This is a genomic window from Candidatus Nitrososphaera gargensis Ga9.2, from assembly GCF_000303155.1.
GTDB classification, from domain to species: domain Archaea; phylum Thermoproteota; class Nitrososphaeria; order Nitrososphaerales; family Nitrososphaeraceae; genus Nitrososphaera; species Nitrososphaera gargensis.
This window is the reverse complement of sequence record NC_018719.1, coordinates 261,886-288,431: the sequence shown is the minus strand read 5'-3', so window position 1 is coordinate 288,431 and position 26,546 is coordinate 261,886. Positions and strand designations below refer to the sequence as shown.

Annotated in this window: 34 protein-coding genes and 1 CRISPR repeat array; of the genes, 2 read left to right on the top strand and 32 right to left on the bottom strand. The window is 48.1% G+C overall.

The window, feature by feature from the left end; genetic code table 11:
- Window positions 1-409 precede the first annotated feature (409 nt).
- The 9 genes from NGAR_RS01760 to purM form a co-directional block, all read right to left on the bottom strand.
- Window positions 410-730 carry a UPF0175 family protein gene (locus NGAR_RS01760; protein ID WP_015017877.1) on the bottom strand — a complete coding sequence of 107 codons (321 nt, stop codon included), beginning with the start codon at window positions 728-730 and terminating at the stop codon, window positions 410-412.
- Window positions 730-1,221, bottom strand: coding sequence for a hypothetical protein (locus tag NGAR_RS01755; protein WP_148680813.1), 492 nt, complete (start codon window positions 1,219-1,221; stop codon window positions 730-732). The genes NGAR_RS01760 and NGAR_RS01755 overlap by 1 nt, the downstream gene beginning before the upstream one ends.
- Before the next feature lie 63 nt (window positions 1,222-1,284).
- Complete coding sequence (gene cas4, locus NGAR_RS01750) at window positions 1,285-1,935, bottom strand: CRISPR-associated protein Cas4 (RefSeq protein WP_015017875.1); 651 nt, start codon at window positions 1,933-1,935, stop codon at window positions 1,285-1,287.
- A complete protein-coding gene (gene cas2, locus NGAR_RS01745; RefSeq protein WP_015017874.1) occupies window positions 1,919-2,194 on the bottom strand; it encodes a CRISPR-associated endonuclease Cas2 in 276 nt (91 codons plus the stop codon). The genes cas4 and cas2 overlap by 17 nt, the downstream gene beginning before the upstream one ends.
- A 9-nt stretch (window positions 2,195-2,203) precedes the next feature.
- Window positions 2,204-3,241, bottom strand: a complete 1,038-nt coding sequence (cas1, locus tag NGAR_RS01740) for a CRISPR-associated endonuclease Cas1 (protein WP_015017873.1) — start codon at window positions 3,239-3,241, stop codon at window positions 2,204-2,206.
- Window positions 3,234-4,214: a type I-A CRISPR-associated protein Cas4/Csa1 gene (gene cas4a / locus NGAR_RS01735; RefSeq protein WP_015017872.1), complete on the bottom strand. Its 981-nt coding sequence runs from the start codon at window positions 4,212-4,214 to the stop codon at window positions 3,234-3,236. The genes cas1 and cas4a overlap by 8 nt, the downstream gene beginning before the upstream one ends.
- Window positions 4,215-4,489: 275 nt before the next feature.
- Window positions 4,490-7,253: a CRISPR direct-repeat array (repeat unit 37 nt; unit sequence GTTAAAACGCGAATCTCCAAATAGTGGAGATTGAAAG).
- 61 nt (window positions 7,254-7,314) lie between these two features.
- Complete coding sequence (lysS, locus tag NGAR_RS01730; protein WP_015017870.1) at window positions 7,315-8,931, bottom strand: lysine--tRNA ligase; 1,617 nt, start codon at window positions 8,929-8,931, stop codon at window positions 7,315-7,317.
- A 5-nt stretch (window positions 8,932-8,936) separates the two neighbouring features.
- Window positions 8,937-10,520: a tRNA uridine(34) 5-carboxymethylaminomethyl modification radical SAM/GNAT enzyme Elp3 gene (locus tag NGAR_RS01725; RefSeq protein ID WP_015017869.1), complete on the bottom strand. Its 1,584-nt coding sequence runs from the start codon at window positions 10,518-10,520 to the stop codon at window positions 8,937-8,939.
- Between the two features lie 47 nt (window positions 10,521-10,567).
- Window positions 10,568-11,632 carry a phosphoribosylformylglycinamidine cyclo-ligase gene (gene purM, locus NGAR_RS01720; RefSeq protein WP_015017868.1) on the bottom strand — a complete coding sequence of 355 codons (1,065 nt, stop codon included), beginning with the start codon at window positions 11,630-11,632 and terminating at the stop codon, window positions 10,568-10,570.
- A 134-nt stretch (window positions 11,633-11,766) separates the two neighbouring features.
- On the opposite strand from purM, the gene NGAR_RS01715 reads away from it, so the two are divergent.
- Together NGAR_RS01715 and NGAR_RS01710 are read left to right on the top strand one after the other, a co-directional pair.
- Window positions 11,767-12,951, top strand: coding sequence for a citrate/2-methylcitrate synthase (locus tag NGAR_RS01715; protein ID WP_015017867.1), 1,185 nt, complete (start codon window positions 11,767-11,769; stop codon window positions 12,949-12,951).
- A 45-nt stretch (window positions 12,952-12,996) separates the two neighbouring features.
- On the top strand, window positions 12,997-14,214 hold the full coding sequence (locus tag NGAR_RS01710) for an NAD(P)-dependent malic enzyme (RefSeq protein WP_148680810.1): 1,218 nt from the start codon (window positions 12,997-12,999) through the stop codon (window positions 14,212-14,214).
- On the opposite strand, the gene NGAR_RS01705 is transcribed toward NGAR_RS01710, so the two are convergent.
- The 23 genes from NGAR_RS01705 to NGAR_RS17030 form a co-directional block, all read right to left on the bottom strand.
- On the bottom strand, window positions 14,204-14,428 hold the full coding sequence (locus tag NGAR_RS01705) for a hypothetical protein (RefSeq protein ID WP_015017865.1): 225 nt from the start codon (window positions 14,426-14,428) through the stop codon (window positions 14,204-14,206). The two genes, NGAR_RS01710 and NGAR_RS01705, sit on opposite strands and share 11 nt — an antisense overlap.
- Window positions 14,429-14,587: 159 nt before the next feature.
- On the bottom strand, window positions 14,588-15,355 hold the full coding sequence (locus NGAR_RS01700; RefSeq protein ID WP_015017864.1) for a hypothetical protein: 768 nt from the start codon (window positions 15,353-15,355) through the stop codon (window positions 14,588-14,590).
- Window positions 15,355-15,651 carry a hypothetical protein gene (locus NGAR_RS01695; RefSeq protein ID WP_015017857.1) on the bottom strand — a complete coding sequence of 99 codons (297 nt, stop codon included), beginning with the start codon at window positions 15,649-15,651 and terminating at the stop codon, window positions 15,355-15,357. Before NGAR_RS01695 ends, NGAR_RS01700 begins: the two co-directional genes overlap by 1 nt.
- On the bottom strand, window positions 15,639-16,184 hold the full coding sequence (locus NGAR_RS01690) for a hypothetical protein (RefSeq protein WP_148680809.1): 546 nt from the start codon (window positions 16,182-16,184) through the stop codon (window positions 15,639-15,641). The genes NGAR_RS01695 and NGAR_RS01690 overlap by 13 nt, the downstream gene beginning before the upstream one ends.
- A 21-nt stretch (window positions 16,185-16,205) precedes the next feature.
- Complete coding sequence (locus tag NGAR_RS01685; RefSeq protein WP_015017855.1) at window positions 16,206-17,093, bottom strand: hypothetical protein; 888 nt, start codon at window positions 17,091-17,093, stop codon at window positions 16,206-16,208.
- Window positions 17,094-17,300, bottom strand: coding sequence for a hypothetical protein (locus NGAR_RS01680; RefSeq protein WP_015017854.1), 207 nt, complete (start codon window positions 17,298-17,300; stop codon window positions 17,094-17,096).
- Window positions 17,297-18,004: a hypothetical protein gene (locus NGAR_RS01675; protein ID WP_015017853.1), complete on the bottom strand. Its 708-nt coding sequence runs from the start codon at window positions 18,002-18,004 to the stop codon at window positions 17,297-17,299. The genes NGAR_RS01680 and NGAR_RS01675 overlap by 4 nt, the downstream gene beginning before the upstream one ends.
- 169 nt (window positions 18,005-18,173) lie before the next feature.
- The gene (locus tag NGAR_RS01670; RefSeq protein WP_015017860.1) at window positions 18,174-18,356 is read right to left on the bottom strand and encodes a hypothetical protein; all 183 of its coding nucleotides are present in this window, start codon (window positions 18,354-18,356) and stop codon (window positions 18,174-18,176) included.
- A 2-nt stretch (window positions 18,357-18,358) separates the two neighbouring features.
- A complete protein-coding gene (locus tag NGAR_RS01665) occupies window positions 18,359-19,153 on the bottom strand; it encodes a hypothetical protein (protein WP_015017852.1) in 795 nt (264 codons plus the stop codon).
- Window positions 19,154-19,170: 17 nt separating this feature from the next.
- The gene (locus tag NGAR_RS17040; protein WP_187147615.1) at window positions 19,171-19,848 is read right to left on the bottom strand and encodes a hypothetical protein; all 678 of its coding nucleotides are present in this window, start codon (window positions 19,846-19,848) and stop codon (window positions 19,171-19,173) included.
- A 9-nt stretch (window positions 19,849-19,857) separates the two neighbouring features.
- Window positions 19,858-20,184 carry a hypothetical protein gene (locus NGAR_RS01655; RefSeq protein ID WP_148680808.1) on the bottom strand — a complete coding sequence of 109 codons (327 nt, stop codon included), beginning with the start codon at window positions 20,182-20,184 and terminating at the stop codon, window positions 19,858-19,860.
- A 33-nt stretch (window positions 20,185-20,217) separates the two neighbouring features.
- Window positions 20,218-21,231: a hypothetical protein gene (locus tag NGAR_RS01650; protein WP_015017849.1), complete on the bottom strand. Its 1,014-nt coding sequence runs from the start codon at window positions 21,229-21,231 to the stop codon at window positions 20,218-20,220.
- A gap of 12 nt (window positions 21,232-21,243) precedes the next feature.
- A complete protein-coding gene (locus NGAR_RS18635; protein ID WP_266190375.1) occupies window positions 21,244-21,366 on the bottom strand; it encodes a hypothetical protein in 123 nt (40 codons plus the stop codon).
- A gap of 88 nt (window positions 21,367-21,454) precedes the next feature.
- Window positions 21,455-21,637 (bottom strand): hypothetical protein, encoded by a 183-nt coding sequence (locus tag NGAR_RS01645; RefSeq protein ID WP_015017848.1) that lies wholly within the window; start codon window positions 21,635-21,637, stop codon window positions 21,455-21,457.
- Complete coding sequence (locus NGAR_RS01640) at window positions 21,634-22,338, bottom strand: hypothetical protein (RefSeq protein ID WP_015017847.1); 705 nt, start codon at window positions 22,336-22,338, stop codon at window positions 21,634-21,636. Before NGAR_RS01640 ends, NGAR_RS01645 begins: the two co-directional genes overlap by 4 nt.
- Window positions 22,335-22,571, bottom strand: coding sequence for a hypothetical protein (locus tag NGAR_RS01635; RefSeq protein ID WP_015017846.1), 237 nt, complete (start codon window positions 22,569-22,571; stop codon window positions 22,335-22,337). The genes NGAR_RS01640 and NGAR_RS01635 overlap by 4 nt, the downstream gene beginning before the upstream one ends.
- Before the next feature lie 34 nt (window positions 22,572-22,605).
- On the bottom strand, window positions 22,606-23,490 hold the full coding sequence (locus tag NGAR_RS01630) for a hypothetical protein (protein ID WP_015017845.1): 885 nt from the start codon (window positions 23,488-23,490) through the stop codon (window positions 22,606-22,608).
- A 5-nt stretch (window positions 23,491-23,495) separates the two neighbouring features.
- Complete coding sequence (locus NGAR_RS17035) at window positions 23,496-23,672, bottom strand: hypothetical protein (RefSeq protein WP_015017844.1); 177 nt, start codon at window positions 23,670-23,672, stop codon at window positions 23,496-23,498.
- A 15-nt stretch (window positions 23,673-23,687) separates the two neighbouring features.
- A complete protein-coding gene (locus NGAR_RS01625) occupies window positions 23,688-23,915 on the bottom strand; it encodes a hypothetical protein (protein ID WP_187147614.1) in 228 nt (75 codons plus the stop codon).
- 68 nt (window positions 23,916-23,983) lie between these two features.
- Window positions 23,984-24,604, bottom strand: coding sequence for a hypothetical protein (locus tag NGAR_RS01620; protein ID WP_015017842.1), 621 nt, complete (start codon window positions 24,602-24,604; stop codon window positions 23,984-23,986).
- A 225-nt stretch (window positions 24,605-24,829) separates the two neighbouring features.
- Complete coding sequence (locus NGAR_RS01615; protein ID WP_015017841.1) at window positions 24,830-25,549, bottom strand: hypothetical protein; 720 nt, start codon at window positions 25,547-25,549, stop codon at window positions 24,830-24,832.
- 2 nt (window positions 25,550-25,551) lie between these two features.
- The gene (locus NGAR_RS01610; protein WP_148680806.1) at window positions 25,552-25,857 is read right to left on the bottom strand and encodes a hypothetical protein; all 306 of its coding nucleotides are present in this window, start codon (window positions 25,855-25,857) and stop codon (window positions 25,552-25,554) included.
- Between the two features lie 483 nt (window positions 25,858-26,340).
- A complete protein-coding gene (locus NGAR_RS17030) occupies window positions 26,341-26,517 on the bottom strand; it encodes a hypothetical protein (protein WP_015017839.1) in 177 nt (58 codons plus the stop codon).
- Window positions 26,518-26,546: the final 29 nt, after the last annotated feature.

The window sequence follows — 26,546 nt, the reverse complement described above, 5'->3', positions numbered from 1 at the left end:
CAGCGCCATTACAATACAGAGTTGAGATAGCTTTAATCATATTTTTCTTTCCAAATACCTCCGCATATCTATAGATAGCCGCAGTTCTCGTGTATCTTAAAAATTGTCTTGCTGTCGCGAAGCCGCATTATTCAGACTTGCTACAATTTTATACGGTAGAGTGCTGTATACAGATTTGTAATGCAATGGCAAAGCAAGAACAAAGGCTACAACCCATCAGCAAAGCCAAAGGAAAAAGGAATTTGAGAAAATAGCCAAGGAACTTGAATTCCAATTAGGGAAAAAGTACACAAAAGAAGAGGAAGAGGAAATAAGAGACATATTTACCAGAGGCATATCCGTATCTGACATAATAATAGAAAATCGAAGAAGGAAGAGAGGAGAAATTTAGAACTCAGGAATTAAACTGTCAAAGCTTTTTCAATGCAAATTCTATTGCTTTTCGTTGCTGGTCCATTCTTACATTACCCGTTACGCCCCGATCCAGCAGGAGGTCTATCATCTCTCTGACAGTCATGTCCGTAAGTGCCGCCGCATCGTTTAGAGTTAGTTTGCCGTTCCTGTACATGTCAACTGCATAATTTTTAGCTCCAATTGCTATTAGTTGGCGCATAGCGGTAGACTCGTCGATTCCCTCAGTTCTTGCCCTATACTTTATGACTTTAAGAAGCTTATTTGGAATTCTAACTGTTTTTATGCTGCTATTATTGCTGCCAAGCGCTGACGACATTACTTACTCAGTTCCTCCTTGGTCAAAATATACTCTTCTTTGCTTATCATAGGTTTCATCTTGTCTAAATATTGCAGAGCCTGATCCGGCGATACTCTCTTTTGATTGACCAAATATACAAGCAGTGCCGACGGCGTCAAAAATGGAATCTCTAAGCCATCTATCAGATCAATAAATTTTTGATCGTCTGTTATTATGCAATCATAATTGCTCCTGTTGTTGCTAAATAGCCTTAAAGAATCTGATTCTCCACCTGAAATATTCAAACTGGCAATTATTCGTTCAGAAACATCTGAGCTTCTAGTTTCGCTGACTTTAATTTTGCCTGCTTGTATGTTGCGCTCAATTACAACAGCATCAGGATGACCACTTTTCTTTCCGTCATCGACTGTTTCTTGTTCTACCTTCTTGGGTATATCTGTGGATATATTCGAAAGTACCGTTTCCTTGACCGAAGATTTAGTGATCTTTATTAAGGCATCCGAGTCCATGACTGCTCGCATGTTATACTGTAATACAAATATTACAATATAATACATTTAAACCTTTTGAAATTAATGTCTCCTATTCCAAATGCCACCGCAGATCCACAGATAGCCGCAGCCTCCTGTGCATCTTGACTTAGGAATTCTAGCCACAGGCTCTTCTCCGCTCTCAATTACGTTTTGTATCGCTTTCACCGTCTTCTTCAGATAGGTCTTCATGCTTTCTGTTATCTTTACTTCGACCGCCTTATCTTCAGGCAAATAGTAGACAAACCCTCTTCTAACAATCGTTGAATACTGCTCCTCTAGCAAAAGGGCATAGGCTGTCAGCTGGAACCTGTGATCCGTCCACGCTTCGCCTTTCTTTGAAAACATCCGCTTGTAGTCTACGGGAATGCGTTCATTGCCATTTACTATCATGCAGTCAACGACTCCCTCAACGCGTAGCGATTCAGAGTACATGTGTATGTTGAACAGCTTCACGCAGTTTGGAAATTGTTCCTCATAGAACATTGTTTTTCTCCTCTTGTCCTTCTTCTCCTTTTCTTTGTGTGTCTTTTTGGCATCTTCTTGCTGCGAGCTCAGTACAGCGTCTGCATGCATGACCTTGTCAAAGTAGATTATCTTGGGGCAGTAAAAGTAGTGTTTTATGTCAGTGACAGAGATTGAATTCTCTGCAGCGTCATTGAACGAATACTCGTCATTAAAAGAACTGGACATCTTGCTTTTCCTCTTCCACAAACTCTTTGCCTATCGATACCATGTTTCTGAAATCCGAGTCGCAAAGAGGAAATACTATGACGCTGTCAACATTTACCATCCTGCGCAGATCTGTCAAAAGAGAGTTGAGGGCATGCTTTTTTAGGCTGCCCATAAAAGCGCTCTTTTGGATCCTCTTCAGGCCGTAATCCTTCAAGGTCTCCGATGTTAGCGTCCGCAGGTTGTCATCCGTTATGTCGTAGACTATTATGTACCGCATCTATCACAATCACCAAGCAAGCTCGAAAGGGTCGTATTCCTTTGAAGGGTTCATCAAATAGCTTACAAGGGCTCTGGATTGGTTCTGGATGACATTTTTCATTAAGCAGCGCTCGCCGCTATTTCTGCCGTATGCAACTTCGCTTTCAAGCTGGCCTGTAATTTCTCCTATCAGAACCTGAATTGTCTGCTTGCTCAGCCTCTGCTGGTTCTTTACTTCGTCAAACTGCATTATTTCATCTATCTTGAGCATCTTTTTGCTGAATATCGTGAACAGCACCCTGTCCACCACATGCTGCCTGAATTCTTCCATCAGATCCAGCGCGAGAGATGGCTTGCCGGGCCTGTCGGCGTGAAGGTAGCCGGCGTACGGGTCAAGCCCGGAGTAATAGACTGCCTTCCAGCACTCTACAAAGAGGATGGCCTTGTAGCCAAAGTTGAGCATGGCGTTCACAGGATCAGTAGCTCCTCTAGTCTTTCTGCCAGGGAACTTTAATTCGGGAGGGAAAAGGTTTGAAACAGCATCCCAATATTCTTTAGATGCCCTCGCTTCCCTGTTCATAACGTCAGTCCTTATTTTATCAACAGAGCTGCCTTCTATCGAGTCTATTTCTCTTGCGAGCCTTTCAACCTCTTCTGATGCCTTGTACATTTTTTCTGCAAGACCCGGCTCGGTCTTGACCCTGTTCTTCCACAACAGCTTTAGCAGGTTTCTCTGGTTGAACGATTTGCCCGATGCAAATTTCTTGGCTAATACTGCTCCTCGAAAGTCATGGTATGCCAAGAACTGCTCTCGCTTTGCCCTTATTGTACCAGATATCTTGGCAGGGATCACAAATCCGTGCGGCCAGCCGTTCCTGCTTCCAAGCACTACAAGAGTCTGGTTTGAGAGAGCCAACCTCAATGCACTTGTAGAAAGTGATACTCCCGGGTTCAATATGTGAAGCTGCTCTACGTCGGTGCTAAGAATTTCGTTCTTGGCATTGCCATTTTTGACAACGTACCTGTTGCGCTTACGCCCAAGGAAGAGGCCGAACTCGCTAAGCACTAACCTCAATTTGTTCCGGCCCTACTCCACAATGCCTGAGGTACTGACACTTTGCGTAGCATTTGCGCGGCAGACCCGGGTCGCGCCTATCATAAATCATCTTCATCCTTAGATCCCTTGCTTCGAGAAACTCTCTTCTCAGAGTCTCGTCTATGAGGTGGGGAACTCTTTTGATTATTGGCACAGGAGAATTGTTGCTGAAGTTCACATATACGACGCACCCAACGTTTATTGGATATTCAAATATGCTTTCGTATACTAGAGCATAACCCGTAGTTGAAAGCTTGTGAAACTCTTTCTCCTCGCCAGTCTTTAAGTCAAGGATTATGGAATCAAAGCTGAAGGCGTCTACACTGAGGTGAGTGCTCAGCCCAAGAGCGCTGCCGTCTATTTTCTGTTCTACTATTACAGGTATGGCAGTGTGTACAAGCGCGTCTATTCCTATCCTTGGCTGCTTTGACAGGATGGCTTTGATAGAAGCTGCCATCTGAGACGCTTCGTACCCCCACAGCTTGTCAAGGTTCATTTTTACTTCTTCTATGTCTGCTTCAGTAAAAGCGGCTTCTCTGAAATATTCGCCATGAGTAAGCATGTATGACGCAAATCTTTCTTCCGATTTTGCCTTAAGATGCTCGTACAGACCTGCAGCTCCTAGAACCCCCTGTTTGTACATGTAAGCCTTTGCAACTGAAATCTCGTCAGCTACGGCGTAATGATACACTAGGCCGCGAACCATATCTTTTGACGGAACGCCTTTTATTCCATCTATCCTTCTGACAAAGACATCTCGCCCTGATTGGCAGTACTGGCTTGCGACCTCATACACTCCTAATTTGATGGTATCATATGGCGGCTCGATAGGAGGTTTGTCCCAGTTCCATCCTCTCAAACTCTCGTCTACCGTCATGGTCCTTCCGCGGGAGACTATTCCTTTGAATAGCCTTCTTCGGTCTTCGCCTGAAAGAAAATACACGATAGTATGATTACAGCATTAAATATTTTAACTTTCCATAGTAAAAAAATAGAATAACAATAATCGGCTGAGGATTCAATTAAAAATGAGGTATTTCACCAGTATAATACAACTATTTTATGTCATTTGTTCAATAGTTCGCTGGTTTGCTCTAATTCAAACCAGACGCCGATTATCTTTATAAGAATGGATGCGAATTAGACTTAATCGGTTCCAAACTATCTGAGAAGCATAATTCGTGCTCGGTTTAACTAAAAGAGCCGAAAAAGTGCCCTGTTAAAACGCGAATCTCCAAATAGTGGAGATTGAAAGTTTATTCTTCTTTTAGGAGCTTGATCAGTCGCTTCATCTGTTAAAACGCGAATCTCCAAATAGTGGAGATTGAAAGTCCAGTTGCCCGCCTTGCGATCTGTACCAGACACCAAAGCGTTAAAACGCGAATCTCCAAATAGTGGAGATTGAAAGGGACATACATGCCAGCCCAAGTGGCTTCGGCCATGGCGTTAAAACGCGAATCTCCAAATAGTGGAGATTGAAAGTCAGGGGACGCTTGCGACATACGCAGGAACATGGATTCGTTAAAACGCGAATCTCCAAATAGTGGAGATTGAAAGAGATTGTAGACGACTTGTTCCTTGGTGAGAGCGGGCCCTGGTTAAAACGCGAATCTCCAAATAGTGGAGATTGAAAGATTCCGTTTGTACTTGTTGACATTCAAATACTGGCTCCTGTTAAAACGCGAATCTCCAAATAGTGGAGATTGAAAGGCTGATACGCAAACAGGAACGCCATGACCTCATGGTCGTTGTTAAAACGCGAATCTCCAAATAGTGGAGATTGAAAGCTTTGTTTCTTTTGGTCAGAAAGCGGAGTTTAATACAGTTAAAACGCGAATCTCCAAATAGTGGAGATTGAAAGGATAGGTCAGCACTCAGCACTCTGCCGTTCTGCGTTAAAACGCGAATCTCCAAATAGTGGAGATTGAAAGCCTATATCTATTATCTATGTCTATTCCGTTTGTACTTGTTGTTAAAACGCGAATCTCCAAATAGTGGAGATTGAAAGTGGTGCCAAGCGTGGCCTGGCAGGGATAGCCTGGCTACCAGGTTAAAACGCGAATCTCCAAATAGTGGAGATTGAAAGCCTATGTGGTTGAGCGAATCCCACCGTTTCAGGAGTCTTGTTAAAACGCGAATCTCCAAATAGTGGAGATTGAAAGACCGTATAGTCGGTGACATCAACTGTTTCTCTTGCCTTCTTGTTAAAACGCGAATCTCCAAATAGTGGAGATTGAAAGGATTACAATAACATGAAAGTCGTTTACTCCGACGTTAACGAGTTAAAACGCGAATCTCCAAATAGTGGAGATTGAAAGTTGACTGGGAGGCCCATCTAGCAGTATTGAACAAGGTTAAAACGCGAATCTCCAAATAGTGGAGATTGAAAGGGGAAAATCGTAGAGCAGGAAGCAAACAAGACATTCAGGTTAAAACGCGAATCTCCAAATAGTGGAGATTGAAAGAAGGGCTTGAATTTGTCGCCGACTGATACCCACACAAGCAGTTAAAACGCGAATCTCCAAATAGTGGAGATTGAAAGCGCCTGACACGTTCCTAAAGGCGCTCCTGTCTGTCAACGTTAAAACGCGAATCTCCAAATAGTGGAGATTGAAAGATGTTGGCGTCGTTTTCGATGGAGTCACGTATGGTACGTTAAAACGCGAATCTCCAAATAGTGGAGATTGAAAGAAATAATACGACGCTGCTGCTCTTTTTTCACTGTCGTATCTGTTAAAACGCGAATCTCCAAATAGTGGAGATTGAAAGCTTACATGCAAGTCATCAAGCTTATGGACATGGAAACAAGTTAAAACGCGAATCTCCAAATAGTGGAGATTGAAAGGCCCATACTGGATTCATGGGCCTAGGGTTCTTGGCATCGCTCGTTAAAACGCGAATCTCCAAATAGTGGAGATTGAAAGTGCTATGCCCACATAGTGGTAAACACTGTTTTGTAAGTTAAAACGCGAATCTCCAAATAGTGGAGATTGAAAGCAGAATATCTCACTCATGTAGTTGCGCCTTTCTCCAATACGTTAAAACGCGAATCTCCAAATAGTGGAGATTGAAAGAGGTTTGCCTATCTCGTAAAAGCTAACTGCATAAATGCCCGTTAAAACGCGAATCTCCAAATAGTGGAGATTGAAAGGTAAATGTTGCCATACATCTTGCGCATCTTTTTGTAGTATTGTTAAAACGCGAATCTCCAAATAGTGGAGATTGAAAGTGCACCACGCCGTTTTTCTCTGGCGAAAATTCCATATTGAGTTAAAACGCGAATCTCCAAATAGTGGAGATTGAAAGAAGTACCAGTCGCGGGTAATGACCTCTAACACATAAGTTAAAACGCGAATCTCCAAATAGTGGAGATTGAAAGAGGAACTTCAAACATCTTAACAAAGTGCATGAACGTCTAGTTAAAACGCGAATCTCCAAATAGTGGAGATTGAAAGCTTATCTCCCGGGGATTGTAGCCCGATAGCCAGAGGTTGTAGTTAAAACGCGAATCTCCAAATAGTGGAGATTGAAAGTTTGTTGCATGCGCTCATTTACCTGGTTGCTGACGCTTTGGTTAAAACGCGAATCTCCAAATAGTGGAGATTGAAAGGCACCTACGCGGAACAACGGCATGAACCAGACAGAGAGTTAAAACGCGAATCTCCAAATAGTGGAGATTGAAAGAGTATACATGCAGTAAATGTAAACTCATATTTTCATCTGGTTAAAACGCGAATCTCCAAATAGTGGAGATTGAAAGTACCTAGCCAATCTGGCGGTATTACAATGCCAGTCAGTTAAAACGCGAATCTCCAAATAGTGGAGATTGAAAGCATTCATCTTTGAGCGTTAGAATTGCAAGAAATCTGTAGTTAAAACGCGAATCTCCAAATAGTGGAGATTGAAAGGATATTCAGAATAGTTTGTTTCTCGTGCCTTCAAAATGTTAAAACGCGAATCTCCAAATAGTGGAGATTGAAATATGGTTGCTCTAGCATCTTGTTGAAGATTAGATCAGCTAGCTGTTAGTCTCCAATAGAGAGTCATAGGTATCTCTGTAAAACGCTGATAGCTCTGTCTATGCCAAGATCCAAAAAGTAGTTGCCTATCCTCGGACCCCTGTCGGCGTTAAGGAACATCCGATAGAGCAGGGTAAAGAACTCTTTTGGCTCCATGCCGTTGTTCCTTGCAACATCAAACACCTTTGACTGTAACTCTTTGGCGTTGTCAGGGGTGCTCTGCATGCCTGCAAAAGGCTTGATCGCCTCTATCAGGTCGATAATGGCCTTTCTTTGCGCATCGGAGAGCTTGATGTCAAACTTTTCTTCCCGAGCCATATTGTCGTCAGCCCAGTTGGACGCTAACCTTATCTTTTGCATGATAGCGTCGGTCTTGTCTTTTGCAATGTTGTAGGTCACAAGCCTGTTAAAGATCTTGTCGTACCTGTCCTCCTCGCCAGACGGGAAAATGGCGGCCTGCTGCGCGATGAGCTGGTAGGATACATGCGGGCCTGGCTGCTTGGGCGGCTGGAGCTTGTTGATGTACTCGTAGAGGCCCCTGTCCTTGACCAGCTTGGCAGGGTTGTCGACCTTTACCCTGCCAAAGTAAATGTCTTCAAGATCATCGTACTCCTTCATCAGGACTGGCACGTCATCCAGCCCGACGTGGCGCGTGCCTGTTATGCGCTTGAACAGCAGAAGCAGTATCGATTCAGGCGTGCCGTAGCGCAGCCACATCTGGGGCGTCAGCACGTTGCCGGCAGACTTGCTTATCTTTTTGCCAGACTTGTCAAGGAACATTTCATACTTGACGTGCAGCGGGTGGGCGTAACCGAGAATTTCATCCGCCACCCAGTCGTTGACCCTGACAGAGTCCATGATGTCCTTGCCATACGCCTCAAAGCGGATGTCAAAAGCCGCCCATCTCGCACCAAACTCTACCTTCCATGCAAGCTTGCCCTCGCCCTTGGCAATGTCGGCCTCGCCCCTGTGCCCGCAGCCCTTTACATCAGCCTTGCCGATCCTGCTGCCAGAGCAGACATACGTGACTTTCTTTTCATCAGGCAGGTATTTTTGTGCAACAGCAGTGTAGAGCCGGCCGCAGTTGTGGCACACCGGGAAATACGGGAGCACTTCGATGTACTTGTCCTGCCCCACGAACTCGGCTATTTTCTGCCCCAGCTTGGCGCTGCTCTTCAATATGGTGTCGATCTGGTTGACAAGCAGCCCCTGCTTGTACGCCTCCCTGCCGCTCTGGAAGCGGTACTTGATCCCTGCCTTGTCAAGCCCGTCTAAAAGGAGGCTGCTCATGTGCGCGCCATAGGAGGCGTGGCAGCTGCCAAACGGGTCTGGGATGCTTGACACCGGCCGGGCGATATGCTCCTGCAGCCAGTCGGGCAGGCCATGCGGGATCTTGCGCAGACCATCCATGTCGTCTGAATAAGCAACAAGTTCGGACTTGAAGCCAAAGTTCTGAAGCGCAAGCGCGATGCCATATGCTCTCACTGCATCGCCCATACTGCCAATATGAGGTATGCCGGACGCGCCAAGCCCGCTCTCGACCCTTATCAGATCCAGGCTTCGGCCCAGCTTTTTCTCCCTCTTTATCAAGATGTCTGCGACCTTGTCTATCCACGTGCCCTTGCCGATTTGCTCTTCCATTTTTACTATAACAACACCTTTGAAACGTACGGGCCGTCCTGACAGTAACCCAGCTTCTTCTTGTAGTATTGTCTTGTGCCGATGGCGCTAATTACTGCGATCTTGGTGACTCCAAATTCGTCTTTTGCAATGCGCTCGGCTTCCCTTAGCAATTTTGTGCCATACCCTCTGTGCTGGTAGCTGCCATCGATCTCTTTGCTTCCGACGCTCACCGCCTGCCCGTACACATGGAGTTCGCGCACTATGGCGGCTCCGCCAAGCTCGTTCCTGTGAGGCTTTGCCACCCTGCGCAGCCGCAGAAAGCCAAGTATGGTGTCGCCGTCCTTGCTTTCATATGACAGGAATACTTCTCGTCCACCTGAAGCAGAGTAATCAGTCCTTCTCAGCGTAACTTCGTCTTCATCAGGGTACCTCCTCTGCAGGCCGGTTTCCCTGCACCTGATGCACCTGCACCTATAGCCCTGCTGCCTCAGCCTTTGCAGTACGATCTGCCGGAGGTTGCCGCTCTTGGGTCCAGCAACAATGTCCTTTGACTCTATTTCACGCTGCACACGCATTATACGTACCCACTCTGGCACCACCTTCTTTGCTTCAACTATGACATTGACAAAATCATCATCAGAGTAAGCTCGATACTTGCCGGCCTTGTGCATCCTGAAGAGGCCGGTGTGTTCCAGCACAAGCGTCGGGTAGATCTTTAGCATGTCCGGCTTGAAAGCATCATCTTCAAATAGCCGCCTGAAGTCCTCGACATCTTTTTCAGGTGAGCTACCCGGCAGGCCAGGCATCATGTGCGCGACTATCTTGTAGCCGGCGTCCCGTGCAATCCTAAATGCGTCAACCACATCGTCAAGCGTATGCCCTCTGTTCACCAGTTTGTAGACGCTATTGCGAAGCGACTGGACACCGATCTCTACCCTTGTTACCCCAAGCTCGAGCATCAGGTCAATATGCGGCTCTTTGCAATAATCGGGCTTTGTTTCAACTGTGAACCCGACGCACCTGTTGTCTGCAGTCTCGTTGATGGATATCGCTTCTTGCAGGCTAGATGATCTCCTGCCGTTGAGAGCGTCATAGCACGATTTTGCAAACTCCCTCTGGTAGTCTGCAGGCATAAATGGAAAGGTGCCCCCCACGATCACGATCTCGGTCTTGCCAGTGTCGTGGCCTCTTGATTGCAGCTGCTCCATCTTGCCGCATACCTGCTGGTATGGGTCGTAACTGAACTTTTGCGCGGCCTTTGTCGCCGGCTCTGTGCCGGTATAGCTGAGCGGCGTGTTGAATTCGATGCCACCTGGGCAGTAGGTGCACCTGCCATGTGGGCACTCGTATGGCTTGGGCATCACCGCAACTACTGCTACGCCAGACGCTGTCTTGGCCGGCTTGACCATCAATAGACGCCGGTAGCGATTATCATGAATATGATGAATGATGTGCTCGTTCTTTGGCATCGTGTCCAGATGGTAGGCCGATGCCACTTCCCTGACAACCTTGAGGGCCTGCCTGACTGACAGTAGTTTCCTGCTCTCGATCTGCTCGGCGATCGATCTGCAGGCCTGCTGATAGCTGCTATTGTTGTTGTCAGTCACTGAGAGCAATTCTGGACAATTACAGAAGAACGCATATTAATTTTTGTTTACAGTGCTTCTTTTCTGCCGTCTATTTTGGCAGCGACTTCGCCACTGCCCTTTTCTATCCTGCCAATGGCTCTACAGTGCATCTTGTACTTTGCAAAGACACTGATTATGTCGTCGGTGCTTGCCTTTGGTGCAATGACGCAAAAGCCCACGCCCATGTTGAACGTGCGGTACATCTCTCTGCTTTCGATCTCACCATCGACCTGTATCTGCCGAAATATGCCTGTCGGCGCCGGCAGGTCGTCAAGGTCGTACCTTACCCTGACGTTGAGCCGGGACAGCTTTGTGAACGAGCCGCCGGTAATGTTTGCAAGGCCATGCACTTTGATCTTTTTCTTCTTTATGATTTCCATAACCGGCCTGACATAGATTTTGGTCGGGATCAGGAGCTCTTCGCCCACTGTCTGTACAAGATGTTCGGCGTTGTCGTCGACGGAATACTTTGACAGCAAGACCTTGCGCGCAAGCGTATAGCCGTTAGAGTGGAGCCCGCTGCTTTCAACCCCTAGTATAACATCGCCGGGCTTGATTGCGCTTCCCAAGATCGGCTTGCCCTTTACCACTACCCCCATGACCATCCCTGCGAGGTCGAACGCGTTCTCTCCTTCGCCTGTTATGACATCTGGCAGGATGGCAGTCTCGCCGCCGACTATCGCCATCTGCGACTGCCTTGCGCCTTCCACCAGCCCCTTTGCTATTTCCTGCAGGAGCTCCTCGTTTGGCTGCCTGAGGGCGACGTAATCTATAAAGCCGACAGGCTGCGCACCGACGCAAATGACATCGTTGACGTTCATTGCAACGCAGTCTATCCCTATGGTATCGAATTTGTTCATTAGCTGCGCAACGAGCACCTTTGTGCCGACGCCATCAGAATGGAGGGCAAGGAGCTCACGCCCGAGCTTGATCAGGCCAGCGTAGTGGCCAAAGCCCGACACCACCTTGCCTGCCGCAGCCATGCGATGAGTTGCAGAAATTATCTCGCCTATCGACTTTTGCGCCGTGCGTATCTTGCCCACGTCGACCCCGGCGTCCCGGTACGTCACGCCCCCGCCTTTTTTCTTCAACGGTACAAGGCAGCCAAAAGTCTTTTAATAAATGTTCGAGTCTCGCCAAAAAGAGTAAGCATCCTTACATCACGCTCAACAAAGATGATACATTACTTTAATATAGAAACTGAGGGCAATAGCTCCCATAATAAATGGATGCACGCAACATCGGGCTTCGCAACATCGAAGTTGCCGACACAAAGATATGCTCTATCGACGGCGAGAACGGCAAGCTCATCTATCGTGGCTACGACATTCTTGATCTCGTCAAACATTCTACCTTTGAAGAGACCGCCTACCTATTGCTTTTTGGCGAGCTGCCTACTGCAAGCCAGCTCAAGGATTTCAGCCGCCGGCTCACTGAGGCGCGGGGAATCCCGGAACCCCTGATAAAGAATCTGAAGAACCGGCCCAAGCGCGCCCAGCCGATGGATGTCCTGCAGTCATGTGTTTCAGAGCTGGCCGACTATGACCTCAACATCGAGGACAGCTCCAAAGAGGCCCACGTCAGGCGCGCGATCACTCTTATCGCAAAGATACCGGCTATCGTGGCCGCCTGGAACAGGGTGAGAAACGGCCAGCATGTTGTCGACCCGTTGGAGGAAGGATCGCACGCAGCCAACTTTCTCTACATGCTGAGAGGGGTCGAGCCATCGGCCGAAGAAGTCAAGGTGATGGATATCTGCCTCATTCTGCACGCAGAGCACAGCTTTAACGCTTCCACCTTTGCAGCGCGTGAGATAGCTTCGACAAGGGCGCACATGTACGCCTGCATCAGCGGCGCTGTCGGCGCGCTCTCCGGCGAGCTCCATGGCGGCGCAAACGTCCAGGTGATGAAGATGTTGCTAGAGATAGCCGACCCGGCCAACGTAGACAAGTGGGTCGCAAGCCGGCTCCAGTCGGGCGGCAGGATAATGGGCATGGGCCACGCTGTCTACAGGACAACCGATCCGCGCGCAGATGTTTTGGCAAGGCTGTCGAAGGAAATTTCAAGAGAAAAGAACAACAAGTGGTACGAGATCACCGAGCGGGTCGAGCGCGCCACCAAAAAGTACATGCTGGAGCACAAGAGGCAGGCGATATACCCAAACGTTGATCTCTACAGCGCATCGCTCTACTACAGCATGGGCATCCCGATGGACCTTAACACGCCCATTTTCGCGATATCAAGGATTGCAGGCTGGTCGGCTCATGTCATTGAGGAAAAGTTTGCAGAAGCGGCGCCCAAGCCGGCGCTCTACCGCCCAAAGGCGGTCTATGTGGGCAAGTACTGCGGGCCGATGGGCTGCGAGTACACGCCGCTTTCAGGCAGGCAGGAGCAGCAGCACACTTCTTAAATAGGCTACATGAAACAGACAGAGAGCACACAGCAGGTACAAAAAATGGAAAGCTTACAGAAAAGGAGAAAAAAGCCGCGCGGCAAACCAAAGGCCACCCTTGGCCAGCAGGCACTTGAGCTGCACAGGCGTGTCCGCGGCAAGATTGAAGTGCGAAGCAAGGTTTCTGCAAGGTCTCCCCATGAAATCAGCATTGCTTACACACCCGGCGTGGCAGAAGTCTGCCTAGAGATAGCGGCTGACAGGCAAAAGGCATATGAATACACGAGCAAGTGGAACAATGTGGCCATCGTGACCGATGGCACGAGGACGCTTGGCCTTGGGTCGCTAGGGCCGGAGGCCGCTCTTCCTGTGATGGAAGGCAAGGCCGTACTGTACAAGCAGTTTGGCAACGTCGATGCGTTCCCGATATGCCTGCAGACTACTAACGCCGACGAAATAGTAAGGACGGTCAAGAACATTGCTCCAGTCTTTGGCGGCATCAACATCGAGGATATCGAGACCCCGAAGGTTCTTGAGATAGTCGACAGGCTCACAGAGGAGCTAGACATCCCAGTCTTCCACGACGACCAGCACGGCACCGCTGTTGTCACTCTCGCTGCTCTTCTCAACGCGCTGCGGCTCACAAAGAGAAAGCCGGAGGACACCAGTGTGCTTGTGGCCGGCGCAGGCTCTGCCGGCTATGGCATCGTGAAAATTTTGTATGCGATAGGGATAAGGGACATGGTAGTCATAGATTCTCATGGCGTCATCTCAAAGGCGAGGGCTCCAGAGACAATGAACAGGTACAAGTACGAGCTTGCCTTGATAACGAACCACAAAGAGGGAGTCACCACTCTTGCAGACGCCGTCAGGGGCAGAGATGTCTTTATCGGAGTCTCTGGAGTCAAGAAGCTATTGACTGCCGAGATGGTGAGGTCTATGAGCAAGGACCCTATAATATTCCCGCTCACAAACCCTGACCCCGAGATACATCCAAAGGAGGCGTTTGACGCCGGGGCAAAGGTGATAGCCACGGGCAGCTACAAGTTTGAGAATAGGGCTAACAACGCGCTGGTCTTCCCATTCACAATGAGGGCTATCCTTGACAACAGGATACGGAAGATAAGCCAGCAATTGCTCGTGAACGTGGCTTGTGCACTAGCAGATCTCATACCAAAGGACAGGCTGAGCCCGTTCAACATCGTGCCTGATGTTACAGACTCAAGAATACAAGAAGTGGTCAACAAGGCAGTTCGCTCGGCTACTGCTACTACTGGCTGAGCTTGTTCTTTAGCCACTCTTTGGCCCTTCTCTCGGCCATGTGCTTTCTCAGGATTATCATGGCCATCTCGTAAAATGTGACGCCGTTCTTCTGCGACTGGGCATCGATCCACTTGAGCCCCTCAGCCAGCTCAGAGTCGTTCTCGGACATTACCACGAGGTCGTCTATGATCCCGATGAACTGGTCATCGACGCCTTCTTTGCTGCCTAGCATTTCTGGAAACCCCTAAGTCGTAACATTCCCCGAAGCCTAAAATGTGAACTTTGTTACAAAATAGGACTTTCGGACAAAACCAAAAGATAGGGGCAAAAAAGCGGCCGAAATAAGGTTTTGCGCCCAGCGCCCGCAGGGCGCCAAATTGTGTATATGTGCTCATTTTATTTGCCTCACCACTATGACAACCGCAATAGAGATCATGGCTACAACTGCAAGCACGATCAAAGTTGTCACATCCTCATACCATTGTTTTGGCGTGGTGCTTGTCGTTGTGGTCTGGCTTGGCGTCGGTGTCGGGGTCGGTGTGGGTGTTGGCGTCACTCCCGGTATTGTTGGCTGACTGATCGCCTCTGTCGGTGTCGTGCCTTGGTTCTGGCTCTGGCTTGGCGTGGTGCTTGTCGTTGTGGTCTGGCTTGGCGTCGGTGTCGGGGTCGGTGTGGGTGTTGGCGTCACTCCCGGTATTGTTGGCTGACTGATCGCCTCTGTCGGTGTCGTGCCTTGGTTCTGGCTCTGGCTTGGCGTGGTGCTTGTCGTTGTGGTCTGGCTTGGCGTCGGCTCTTGGCTCGTAATTTTATAGAATTGATAAGGTTGTTTTAAAGGATATCCTGTTGCAACCCATGACCGCGATAAACAATCTGGGCAGCGAGTCGTTCCGTGGTCAATAACAAAGTCCATACCACCCCACCAAGCCTCTGGCGGCGCTGTGACACCCGGCCGCTGATATACGCCTAAGGGCCGTATGCTCCAACTACCATCAGAATAAATTGATGCAAAAAATATATCCGCAGTAACCACCGATGGCGACAGGTCTTGGCGCGGAAAGGCGAAGAAAATTTTCTCGCCGTCGGCGGGTGCATGTTCTGCCAAACTTTTAATTTTGATTGCAACGCTGTCTTTCAGTAACGCATAGGGTATTGCCGACATTAGGCGCTGTCAGCCTCCCACCCCATGAACTCAACCCACGATGCAATTTCATTTTTGATAGTCTGCTTTTGTCCCTCTGTCATTAATGCTGTATTTGGCGTGTTTATTTCGATCGTCACAAGCCCTGTTGTATCATCGTACGTTATAGCGCCCAGCACGTATTGTGCCTTTTTAGTCTCGTCTGCCATCTGTGGATACTTACCTTTAAGCCGCCGCCTTACCTCATCACTGTCAAAAAAAGTGCCTTTGCCCTTGATATTAAACCCCGGTGGAATTCTGAATTTTATAACTGACACGTTCCCGACCCTCCTGTCAAACTTGCGGCGTGAGTATCGCTGCCTGATAATGTAACCGGCTTGGCACAGCCGCCCGCAAATATGCTCCGCACTTCGCTAGTGCTACCTTGAAATGTAATGCTGTATGTATGTTGTGCTACAGATTGATTTACCAACGTGATCTCAATTGCTCTTGCAGAATCGGCCGTATTAACGGCCAAAGATGCACTGGTTACGCTTGCTAATGTTATTGTGTTCTCTTTCAACCTATACGTGATTGTTCCGGCATTTGCGGTTTTATAGCCTCTTACGAGCGCACAGACATAAATTAAATTAGTTGCTCCGCCCGGAGTAACAGCAGCAAGAATATATGCCGTGTTTTCCACAGTGTTTGCCCACGCATCATACACGTTCGCATTTATTGTGTTACCGGTGCCGCTTGACCCTCCGGCGCTGGAAGGGTCATTACCAAGAGCATGTGTGTCATTGCCTGTCAGGCTTGCGGCGTGCGTGTCACCTACCACCGTACCAGGACCAGATGATGGACTTTTCACAAAATTGCCCAATCTGCACTACTACACCTCTGCAAACAGTAGTCCAGCCTGAAATATTCCAGCGCCAGCACCAACATTGGTTATTGTTATGTTTGTGCTTGCATCGGCGCCCAGCCCTTCATTTACCGGCGTTTTGTCTGTGAAGAACATAGTGCCCTTTGATGCATGCACTATCCTGATACTTTTTGCTACTCCTCCACTTGTCCAGTTGATTTTAAAGTCTCTGGCTTCGGCGGACGTGATGTAAAATCCATAGATAAAGCCCGTTTTCGCTGCGCTTACTGCCTTTGTCACAAGAGCGGTACCGTCTGCAGGATTGGTAGTCTCGGCGCCATGAACCCACGCTGGCTCGATGTTCTTGCCCCAGCGTTCCAACTTTAATTGATCTTGTATGTCCACAAGCCTGGCAAGAACTGTTTTACCAGTGTTATTTGCCGGCGTTGCGCCCGCATCACCGAGCGTGCGCAGAACTCCTTTAATTGCGTCGTTGGTCAACGCATCGGCGTCGGCTTCAATGTTTCCGATTTTAGTGTTTACGCTTGCAAGTGTCGTCTCGCTAGCACGAGTAGATAGTGCTGTGTCAAGGTTTGGCGGATTCTGTATTTTTAGCGCATTACCAACATCAAAGGATAGTTTGTCAGTCTGTGTTTTGACGCCCGATAGCGTGGCCTCTGTAGCACGAGTAGATAGTGCTGTGTCGAGATTATCAGTTTTCGCTTTTATCAACGGCAAATTGCTAAGGTCAGATGACCAGTCTCTTGCCGTTTGTGCTACGCCACTTACCGATTTTACATTTACGTCCTGACTTGTAGTGGCTGCGCTATTTTCCTGAATTGCCACTTTGAGATTGCCAAGGGCTGATAGGTCTTGCGGTAGTTGTTGATTTGCCTTGTGATAAATGATCGCCATTTATATGCCTCCGAATAACTTTGCAAGGACAAAGCCGAGTAAAACGGCTATCCCTGCTTGTTCACCCATGCCGATCCATTGCCTTCTTTCAATGCGTCTTATGCACTTCACTATTTCTTCCCATTTTCCATACAGATCGTTGATGTCTCTGTCTTGATTTTTGTTCCGTTCTTCTTCTCTTGCAAGCCTTTCTTTGTCGCTCATCATATATTCAACATTTCCCCCTTTACTGTCACATTGGCGCCAGTAGATTGAACTCGCACCCGGTGAAAGTGATGCTGCGTGTCCAGCATAGCATCGTCACCAAATACGTATGTATCACCGGCATTGAGCACTTTCGGAAAACCAGCGTAACTAACCCATGAACCGTTGTTGTCAGATTCGGGCACCTCTCTGTGCTGAATGTCCAGGTTGATGTTCGCGGCACCACCATTCACAATAGTAAACTTGTTCTTTTTGCCGATTGTGTGTCTGAAAAACAAGTTTGTATAACTGGCTGCTATGGCCGTTACGCTGTTTGAATAGAACAAGTGTGGCACGGCAGAGCTGACACCATAATCGAAGCAAGGATCGTCGCTTGCCACGATAATCACCCTGTTCTGGTCGGGCACGAAAACGTTATCGATCTGAATGGTAATTTCTTCAATGTCGAGCGGCCTTATGATCTTGTAGTATGACATCATATCAAACTCTACTTCGGCGCCTTGATATGATAGGTGCAAGTCAGCATCCGCAAAAATGTATATTGACCTGATGCGGTCAATGTTGAGGTCATGGCCTGACCTGAAGCCCAGCTCTTTGAAAGTAGTTAGGACTTTTTGTTCTTCGTTGTCCACAGTGCCATTAAGCAGGTTGACAACATTGCGACCGCTTCTTAGCATCAGCTCTACACTAATTATTTTTGGCGCCACTATGCTAGCAACCTCCTAATGCTGATCCTACCCTTCTTTATTGCCCGCTTGATCTTGTCTCTTTGCCCTTTTGGTATCTTCCTGACCATGCGCTTTATGCGCAAACAAGTTGGACAGAAATCACCGATCCCCTTATGCACTTTTTTACAAAGTTTACACTTTGCCAATTTCATGTTCCACCTCCTATGAGTAGACCAGCGCCCAAAGCGCTGGCAAGTCCTGCAAAAAATTCGTGACTATTGACATCGTTTTTGTCGATAATATAGCCGTGTTTGTTCCAGTGATGCAACATGATAAGCACCGCAGCCGCCAGCAAACCTATCGCAAGCCCGACAACAAGATTGTTATTCATTTTTACAGAAACCCTCCAACTTTGCCAAAGATCGCTGCAATAGCTACGCTAATGATGGCAATTGCGACCAAGATTATGATTGTTGGAATTGTGGCGTTTGCAAGGCGCTTATCAATATCCTTAACCAACAAATCAAGCGACGGCATATCGCTTACTATTCCCGATAGCCCGGCGATTGTTTCGACATCCGGTATGATGTATGCCGTAAGCGTGTTTCTGTCGCCAAGATGTGGTGTCAAAAACGGCGTTGCATAATGAATTGTCAGGGTGTTATCACCGTTTATCAAAGCATCTTTTACTTCAGCGCTGATATTGTTGTGTGAAGTAGGAGCATAGTTCTTACCGTTGAGCGTTGCTTGCTCCAAAACCCAGCCCGGTTTATTAGCAAAGTTAACGACAAGTATAGCCGATTTTAGGTTTCCTAACCACGTTATTGTTTTTCTGGCTTGAGCCGGTGACGGCCCTACCTGATCACCATTGAAAAAGTATACCGGGTTGCCTCTTGTCACCACTTTAGTCCCCGGTGTCAGATTGGTCGATGTGAAAGTGGCTTCTGCAATATTGGTCGGCTTTAAACGCTCATACATTCTGACTTTGTAAGTGCCCGGCTTGAGCAGTGGATCGATAGAGATAAAGCGGTCAAACCTTCCGCTTTCGTCAGCTCTTAGGTCGTCTATCCTAAAATTGATTGCCGGCCATTCGTATACAAGTTGAGCGTTTGGCGTCCATCCTGAAGATTGCAGAGCCACCTTGTCCCCTGCTTTGCCAGAGTCGGGCGTGATTATCAGAATTGGCATGTTGTTGCTCGCCTTCCTTACCTCTTTATCGGTGCGCCAACGGCCTTTTTCACTACCTGACGGCCCGCTTTTGTTCCTGCAAATACGGCTACCAATACCATGCCCAGCGCAATGAATAGCACCGGGATCAGGTTGCGCCTAAACCATTCTTCTACTTCTTTGGCTTTGTTCATCAGATCAAATCCACTGGACGCTGAAGTCGTTATTGTTGTCGTTGTGGTCTGGCTTGGCGTGGTGCTTGTCGTTGTGGTCTGGCTTGGCGTGGTGCTTGTCGTTGTGGTCTGGCTTGGCGTGGTGCTTGTCGTTGTGGTCTGGCTTGGCGTGGTGCTTGTCGTTGTGGTCTGGCTTGGCGTGGTGCTTGTCGTCGTAGGCTGCTGGCTTGGCGTCGGTGTCGGGGCCGTGCTCTGCACAAAAACGCTCTCGATGTGCGATTCCGATCTTGCCACGTCCGGCACGTTGACAGTGTATGACCTGCCGCCCTGAACGTCCATTACTATAGATGTGTTACCGTTACCGAATTGATCAGTATTGATCGTTCCCACTCTAATAGTGTTGATATTTACCGGCAATGATGCGTTTTTTGATGCTTGCACTATGTTGACGTTGATTCTTTCGCCTTGCTTGACAACATTGCTCATTCCGGGCAATGACGCTATACGGCTGCCGTCCTGCCTTGACAGGATCATTATGCTCATTAGCACTCATCACCCTGCTACCGCTGCCGCCATCTTCTTGCCGGGTTTTGTGAACAGAGCCGCAAGAGCAAGGCCGATCAGAATCGCAAATACAACAAATACGACAAGGCCGATGTTGTCCCTGATGAATTGTTCCGCGTCCATTGCAAAGTTTCTAAATTTTGCCGTTCTTGTTGTTGTCTGGCTGCTGTCAGATGCGATCATAATGTTCCCGGTTAGCACTGGCGGAGGGCTGGTTTGCTCTATCACGGGTGGCGCTGGCGCTATCTCTGTCCTTGTGTTTGCTATCGCTGACGGACAGTCACACTTGTTTTGTGCGTCGCTTGGTGTTAGCATTTGTCAAACTAGACCTCCAATATGAAAGAGGTTCTAGATGCCAAATACCAGCTTGCCGCCGCTCTGCACGTGCTCTCTGTTTACCACATATTCTTCACTGACATAGCGGAACACAGTTGGGTTGTCGATCTTGGCTAGCAGCTTTAGCGCCTCCTCCTTCGACTCTACGAGGATACCTCGGCCGTCCATCGATACCTCTTTGTCGTAGTCAATTGCAAAGGTGCCCTTTAGAGCCGTGCCAAACTTGTAGAATGACTTGTCGTCTGCCTGCGCAGCCTTGTATCGTGCCGTGATCAGCTCCTTGGCGTCTGAAACTGGCAAGGTGCGCTTTACTTGGTATTTTTCGATCCTGTCGTCCTGTTCTACTGCCGGGTTGGCGTTGTCAAACGTGGTCACAAAGGCCCGCTTGTGCAGATTGCCGCTGCCGACGTTTAGCACTTCGGACAATTCGGTGTTTGCAACCTTGGCATCTGTCTGCTTTGCTGTGACTCTCGGCAATGCGTATCTTTCCAGCCTGTCGCCAAATATCTGCATGATCTCGCTCTTTGTAGTCTCTATCTGATCGTAGCTGATGTATGCCTTTGCTGTGTCGATTGTGGCGGTGCCTACCGTGCTGAAAAAGTCGCTCTTCGTCATCCACGTTAGATCAATGTTGAGCTGTGTAATCTTGCCAAACGGATGGACATGTCCGGCGGGCAAAACGCTTTCGTCAGCCAGAATCATGCCTTTGTTCCATCTGAGCAATGCTTCAAACTTGCCATTTGCCGCTGTGAAGTGCTCAACGCCGATCTGATCGTAATAGTTCATTATGCGAAAGTCTTTCGACTTGCCGCTATAGATGGCGTTTGCATTGTTGTATTCCAGCTTGGCATTTCGAAACACTTGCCTTGGGCTGTCGCTATGTAGGACACCGGTGCCCAGCGTGTAGGTGCCCTCTACAAAAATCCTGATCTCGCCGTAAGTTACGCCAACCGGTAGTTTTGTCGGGGTTGACTCGCCTTCTTTGATGCTCAGGACTTCATTGTGTAAGATGTTTTGCGCCCTCATGCGGATCACCTATTATTGCTGAACCTTGGTCTTTACCGCGTTCCAGTTTACCCAAAGCAGGATCATGCTTATGACAAAGGCCAAAAAGGCCATTGCCGGCACGATGTATTCTTTAACGTCGATCTTGTCTGGCATGTGTTATACCACTGTCTCCTTTTCTTCGGCTGCTACGCCGATAATGGTTGTAGTAACCATAGTAGTCAGGTCGAACCGGCGAATAAAGTCAAAAGGTCAGGGTTCGTGCAGGCACTATATATATGACTTGGATATGTCCGTTTTCCACTATTGAAATATTGAGACCGTGGACGTTGATGTAGTGCTTGCCCCGGCTGATCATTAGCCCTTGCTTGTTTTCACCTTTCAATTTCTTACCGCAGATATGGCAGAATCCGATCAGGGTTGTCATGCCTTCGCTCCTTTCAGTTGCACTATGATCGGCTTGCCCTTTGCATCAAATCGCTGGACAAACTTGCCCTTGTGGGAATAGATCACCGCTTCTATAGAGCTGGCGCCGGTGTAGATGTAGGGCCGCTTGGCCTTGAGCTGCACCGCTTCATAATGCAACTCCATTAGTTTAAAGGTCATGGGCTGGCCAAATTTTTCGTAGTACCAGGCAGTATGCCGGCTAGTTGGCTTCATAAAAAATGCAAAGATGTGATCTGCATTGTGATAAACATCGTCGTGCAATTCGAGCGGGCTTTGAGCAATGACGATCCACGATCCGCTTACGTGTCTGAATGTTTTTAAAAACACCTGCGTCGGCTTTGGTATGCTCTTGCTGTTTTGCTGTGCATGAAATTCGTCTATGGCTACGACCCTGTTTCCGAGTCTGAGAGCCACTTCCAAAAACCCGTTCAATTCTTCTTTTGATTTTTCCTGTGGTAGATACTGCATGTTGGCGTCGATCAGGGCGTCAAGGCTTCGCACGGGCGGGCCTATGCCGATAAAGCCGTTGTGGTTATAGTCGTAGCACCACTTTTTAAAAGTGCCCGGCAATTTCCTGAGCAAGTGATCTCTGGCAAAAGATGTTTTTCCTACTTTGCCGTCTCCTATTATGGCTACGTGCTCGGAGAGCTCGCCCTGACAGAAATTAATCCTATAGGTCATTCTTCACCCGATGGAGTATCCCAATAGCCTGCTACGTAGCCTACAAGGTTGAAAATACGCTTGAGCCAAACCTTTGACTCGTCCGGCGCTATGTCAAGGATCAGCGGTAGAGCATTTTCAAAAGCCGCGAATAACATCTTTTCTTGCAACGTGGGCTTTTTACCTACGGCAGCAGCCGCTTTTTCCATTTCCGATCTCAGATATTTGAAGGCATACTCGGCCTTGTCAGCCATCGGGGCGTCAGCCGGTGGAACTATCAGGGGCTCTTCATTTTTCGTCGTTGCCTAGCGCCTCCTGTATCTTTGCCTTGACCTTCTCCTTCACTTTTTCAATGTCAGCGCCTTGCTTTCTGGCTTCAAACATGCCGCTGATCCTTGGCATAAGGATCATTTCCATAGCCGCCATAGCAGCCAGAAATGAGCCCGTCTTTTTTGTCGTCGGCAAATAATCTTTGAAAATCTGCAAGAATGAATCGCCTAGCTCCTCCCTTTCGGCCTTTGACAGCGGCACCCATGCGTCAGATAGCAAGGTGCCAAAGTTGATCGGCAATGCTACGATCCTGCCAACCTTTTTTTTATCCCAAACCATCATTTCTTGGGCTTCGATCTGCTCGCCGGTCTGACTGTCTGTAGCCTTGAACCCTCCAATAGGGGCACCTACAGGAGCGCCGCCGGCGGGCGTCTCTGTGGCTGGCTGCTTTGGCCCGATGGGCTCATTTGGAAATTCGGGCTCGTCGCTAGTGTCACGGTTGCCAACTTCTACAACCTGTCGCGCTTGCTTCTCGATTGCCTGAGTAGTTACGCCGAAAATACTAGCAAGTTCACTACGGACGGCATAATACAGGTCATTACCCAGCAAGGTCACTTTACCTTGTTCATGCAAGCCCTTCAAAATCTCCCTGACTTTGAGAGCCCGGGGCTTGTCCTTGTCGGCTATAAGTTCAGCAAAGGGCTTTAGCAATTCCTTTGCAGTTTGGGCGTGGTTTGGTTCTTCCTGCCTTGACTCTTTTTCGTGCGTAACAACCTCTTTAGTTTCGCTTGCCGGGGTTATGGGTTCTGGTTGCTCCGGTTCTGTCGGTTGCTCTGGCTCGGTTGGCTCGGTTGGCTGTTCTTCTTTTTCTTTGTTTAAGTTATCGTCCTTGTTGTTTGGCATGGTCTTTAACCTAATTCTGTGGTTGGCGGTTGTTCAACGGGATCACTTTGCACGGTTATTTCCACTTCTGCGCCCATGCTTGCAAATTGCTGCCTAAATATTTCAGCCAGTTGCTTAACGTGGTCGCCACTGATTTTCTTGCCTTCGAGCGGGAATGTTGCCGTAAAAATAAGGTATTGCATGGTGGATCACTTGCTTTAAGGTTTTGGGCTCTCTGCCTTGACCGGTTGAGCTGGCACCGGGGCCTTTTCTGCCAGTGGTTGCTTTAAAGTGATCTCAACCTTTGCGCCTGACTTTATTAACTGGTCAAACCTCGGATCGTATGGAAACAGGTTTGCTATCGTGTCTCGCACGGCTTCACTGGTTACGTCCGTAATGTTGCGTTCCGTCGGTATTTCTATTTGCACTAAAATGCTGGTTGGCATGAGGTTAAGACAGTCGCGAATTTAAAAAGATAACCCTAACTTGGCAAAAATAAGGGGGGTTGAGCCTGTCAAGACTCAACCGGCGTCATAGGTTTGAATCCGTGTGCCTCGCTCCATACTCTAAAGGCCGCTTGGAATTGTGGCAAGTTCATTTTATCGGCACCCGGTATTTGCGTCGGTGCTGGTGCCTGCCTTATGGCGTCAAGATCAAAGCCCTGCAACAGCTCTTCCGGCTTTAGCATCGGGGTTCCTGTCGGGCTGTAGTATGGGATTGACTTTATGTCGATCGGTTGGCCGCTGCCGGGCTTGGCTAGCAGTTTTTCGGCCGCTGTCACGATCTCGGTGATGTCAAGCCCTGCTTCTCTGCTAGTTTCAACAAGGGCCGCCCTTGCAAGCCCTATGATATGATCAAATTCTCGCTGGTCGATCCTTCCGTCGTTGTTTGCTATGATCAGTTGTGCCACTATGCAAGATAGTCTTTCGCTGGCCCTGCGCTGTGTTTGTTCTGATGCTATGGCACCTTGCAGCTCTAGGCCTTTTTCTGCAAGTTGCTGGCTCGTAAATTTGCCGTTGCTCCATTGCTTCAAAATTATGCTAATCGTCGGGATCAGCGTGGCGATGGCGCCTAAAATAATCGCTGTCAGACTTTCGCCGGTCGGTGCTTGTTGCAAAAATAATGCTTCAAACATCAAAAATAAAACGATCCTGATTTTAAAAGGATAAAGCGGGGGTGTGTGCTTTTGGCTTGTCTCTTGATTTTGTTCTCAATAGGCGCTTACAGCAAGGGCATACCCTGAACTTCTTTTGATAGGCATAATGGCATGTCTCGCACCAATTTTCATAAATATAGTATGGGTGCCTTGTCTGTCTGAGAGCGCCTTTATGCTTGTGCTTGATGCCGGAGCAAACATGCTTCAAGCGATGGCGCCCTCCTTTACTTTCAAAACTGCGATCTTGCTGTATGTGATTATTGGGCGCTGGACATTTCTTAACCGGTATCTGAATAAAGGCAATTTCCCGTGATTGTATCGGAGCGTATATTCAGCTATTGGCTTTTTCTCAAGTTCTTTCACCTTCTTTACGCTGTGCAAGGCCATCTCATAGAACGGGTAAAAATTTGTAGTGTTTGGCGGAAAATAGATGTCTTGCCCCCTCACAAAAATGAATTTCTTTGTAACCCTTGCTAGTTCCTTCAAAATGTCAGCACTGTAAAATTCCTTTATTTGCTTTGGCGTCCTGTTCTCGTTAACTCCAAAAGCCTTCGCTCGCGGGTCTTTGCTGTCACGAGTAGGAGCAAAAGGCGGATCATACCAAGTTGCATCAGCGCATTTATTTTTCAATGGCAAGTGACTGACGTTTGCGATAAAGTCGCCCGTAGGCTTGAGATCGGAGCAGATATAGCGATAGTGCTCTTTTGCCTGTTGCTGTAGCACGGCCTTGCCCCGGCGCCCGGTGATATTGCAATAGTAGTCAAGGGCTATGGTACTTGATTTTTTCAGCCATGAGAATTGATAATTTTTTTCTCCGCAAGTAGGATCGTAAATCACGCCGCCGTCCGGTAGATAGAATTTGAGCAAGGCTTTTGTTGTATCATCTAGCGAATTGTTGATACTGAAAAATCCGCTGTAGCTCATGACTAGATTGCACCGGGGAATACTGCGATCCTGTCGGTTGGTATACTCGGTATACTACTTTTGATGCGCTTGGCATAGATGCCATAGGGCACTTTAGAAAATCGCTTTGTTCCTTTTCTCACGTAGCAGGTTTTTTGTTTCGCTTTTGGTTGCATTGCAAGGCTTGAATCGGTGAATGTCATTTGCTGGCTATCTTGAATTGATGCCGGATGCTTGAGCTCAAAATGGCCGTCCATTTTGTAGGCATAGCCCTGCTTACCGCATACAGGGCATGGCCGCCAACCGATCCCTTGATAGCGCTTGCTCAAGGACTGATCAACCTCCGGCAAACTTCCATAAGCCAGCCTAGTCCTTCATCATCGATTTTGCCCTCTCGTTTTAGATGTCGTAGCAAGTCGGCTATTTCTTCGAGTCCGTGTTTTGTGCATCGTAGGCCATAGCTGTATTTTATTGTCGATGGCTCTAAGCAGCGGTCGCAACTACTGGCATTATTCCCGCTCATCTAATTCGCCCTCGTCCACTTTGGATGATTCAGCCAGAGCCAAATCCACTTTAGCGGGTCTTGTCCGTAGTATAGCATCTTGTTCGTAACAGTGTTTGCACGATTGAGTTTCATGCCTGATCCTCCGATTGCATTTTTTCGACTTGCCGTCTGACCGCTTCGCTATGCCAGCTCTTGATGTGTTTAATCATGGCATTTTTCTGCGTTCTGAACGCTCCACAAAACTGGCAATAGTAGCCAGCCCTGTAGAACAGATCATAAACGGTTTGTAGCCCTGTCAATGAATCAGTCAAGCAAGCGATCCCTCCTTCAGTGATAGCAATTGCTCTGCGATCCGCTTCAAACCGCTGTCCGTCTTGGCGAATTTGTCACACTTCTTGGCATGGTTGACGAAATTGAGCACATGCTTGAAGGCTTGGCCGCACTTACAAATTACGCCTATTTCTATTGGTATTTCTTGGCTCAATTTTCACCAGCTCCGTAGGTCGGAATTGA

What these genes read in the sequence shown, in the direction of transcription:
- NGAR_RS01760 (WP_015017877.1), bottom strand. Translation starts at nt 730, where the DNA reads ATGTCGTCAGCGCTTGGCAGCAATAATAGCAGCATAAAAACAGTTAGA.
- NGAR_RS01755 (WP_148680813.1), bottom strand. Translation starts at nt 1,221, where the DNA reads ATGGACTCGGATGCCTTAATAAAGATCACTAAATCTTCGGTCAAGGAA.
- cas4 (WP_015017875.1), bottom strand. Translation starts at nt 1,935, where the DNA reads ATGTCCAGTTCTTTTAATGACGAGTATTCGTTCAATGACGCTGCAGAG.
- cas2 (WP_015017874.1), bottom strand. Translation starts at nt 2,194, where the DNA reads ATGCGGTACATAATAGTCTACGACATAACGGATGACAACCTGCGGACG.
- lysS (WP_015017870.1), bottom strand. Translation starts at nt 8,931, where the DNA reads ATGGAAGAGCAAATCGGCAAGGGCACGTGGATAGACAAGGTCGCAGAC.
- NGAR_RS01715 (WP_015017867.1), top strand. Translation starts at nt 11,767, where the DNA reads ATGGATGCACGCAACATCGGGCTTCGCAACATCGAAGTTGCCGACACA.
- NGAR_RS01710 (WP_148680810.1), top strand. Translation starts at nt 12,997, where the DNA reads ATGGAAAGCTTACAGAAAAGGAGAAAAAAGCCGCGCGGCAAACCAAAG.
- NGAR_RS01705 (WP_015017865.1), bottom strand. Translation starts at nt 14,428, where the DNA reads ATGCTAGGCAGCAAAGAAGGCGTCGATGACCAGTTCATCGGGATCATA.
- NGAR_RS01700 (WP_015017864.1), bottom strand. Translation starts at nt 15,355, where the DNA reads ATGTCGGCAATACCCTATGCGTTACTGAAAGACAGCGTTGCAATCAAA.
- NGAR_RS01685 (WP_015017855.1), bottom strand. Translation starts at nt 17,093, where the DNA reads ATGGCGATCATTTATCACAAGGCAAATCAACAACTACCGCAAGACCTA.
- NGAR_RS01680 (WP_015017854.1), bottom strand. Translation starts at nt 17,300, where the DNA reads ATGATGAGCGACAAAGAAAGGCTTGCAAGAGAAGAAGAACGGAACAAA.
- NGAR_RS01670 (WP_015017860.1), bottom strand. Translation starts at nt 18,356, where the DNA reads ATGAATAACAATCTTGTTGTCGGGCTTGCGATAGGTTTGCTGGCGGCT.
- NGAR_RS01665 (WP_015017852.1), bottom strand. Translation starts at nt 19,153, where the DNA reads ATGCCAATTCTGATAATCACGCCCGACTCTGGCAAAGCAGGGGACAAG.
- NGAR_RS17040 (WP_187147615.1), bottom strand. Translation starts at nt 19,848, where the DNA reads ATGAGCATAATGATCCTGTCAAGGCAGGACGGCAGCCGTATAGCGTCA.
- NGAR_RS01655 (WP_148680808.1), bottom strand. Translation starts at nt 20,184, where the DNA reads ATGCTAACACCAAGCGACGCACAAAACAAGTGTGACTGTCCGTCAGCG.
- NGAR_RS01650 (WP_015017849.1), bottom strand. Translation starts at nt 21,231, where the DNA reads ATGAGGGCGCAAAACATCTTACACAATGAAGTCCTGAGCATCAAAGAA.
- NGAR_RS18635 (WP_266190375.1), bottom strand. Translation starts at nt 21,366, where the DNA reads ATGCCAGACAAGATCGACGTTAAAGAATACATCGTGCCGGCAATGGCC.
- NGAR_RS01645 (WP_015017848.1), bottom strand. Translation starts at nt 21,637, where the DNA reads ATGACAACCCTGATCGGATTCTGCCATATCTGCGGTAAGAAATTGAAA.
- NGAR_RS01640 (WP_015017847.1), bottom strand. Translation starts at nt 22,338, where the DNA reads ATGACCTATAGGATTAATTTCTGTCAGGGCGAGCTCTCCGAGCACGTA.
- NGAR_RS01635 (WP_015017846.1), bottom strand. Translation starts at nt 22,571, where the DNA reads ATGGCTGACAAGGCCGAGTATGCCTTCAAATATCTGAGATCGGAAATG.
- NGAR_RS01630 (WP_015017845.1), bottom strand. Translation starts at nt 23,490, where the DNA reads ATGCCAAACAACAAGGACGATAACTTAAACAAAGAAAAAGAAGAACAG.
- NGAR_RS17035 (WP_015017844.1), bottom strand. Translation starts at nt 23,672, where the DNA reads ATGCAATACCTTATTTTTACGGCAACATTCCCGCTCGAAGGCAAGAAA.
- NGAR_RS01625 (WP_187147614.1), bottom strand. Translation starts at nt 23,915, where the DNA reads ATGCCAACCAGCATTTTAGTGCAAATAGAAATACCGACGGAACGCAAC.
- NGAR_RS01620 (WP_015017842.1), bottom strand. Translation starts at nt 24,604, where the DNA reads ATGTTTGAAGCATTATTTTTGCAACAAGCACCGACCGGCGAAAGTCTG.
- NGAR_RS01615 (WP_015017841.1), bottom strand. Translation starts at nt 25,549, where the DNA reads ATGAGCTACAGCGGATTTTTCAGTATCAACAATTCGCTAGATGATACA.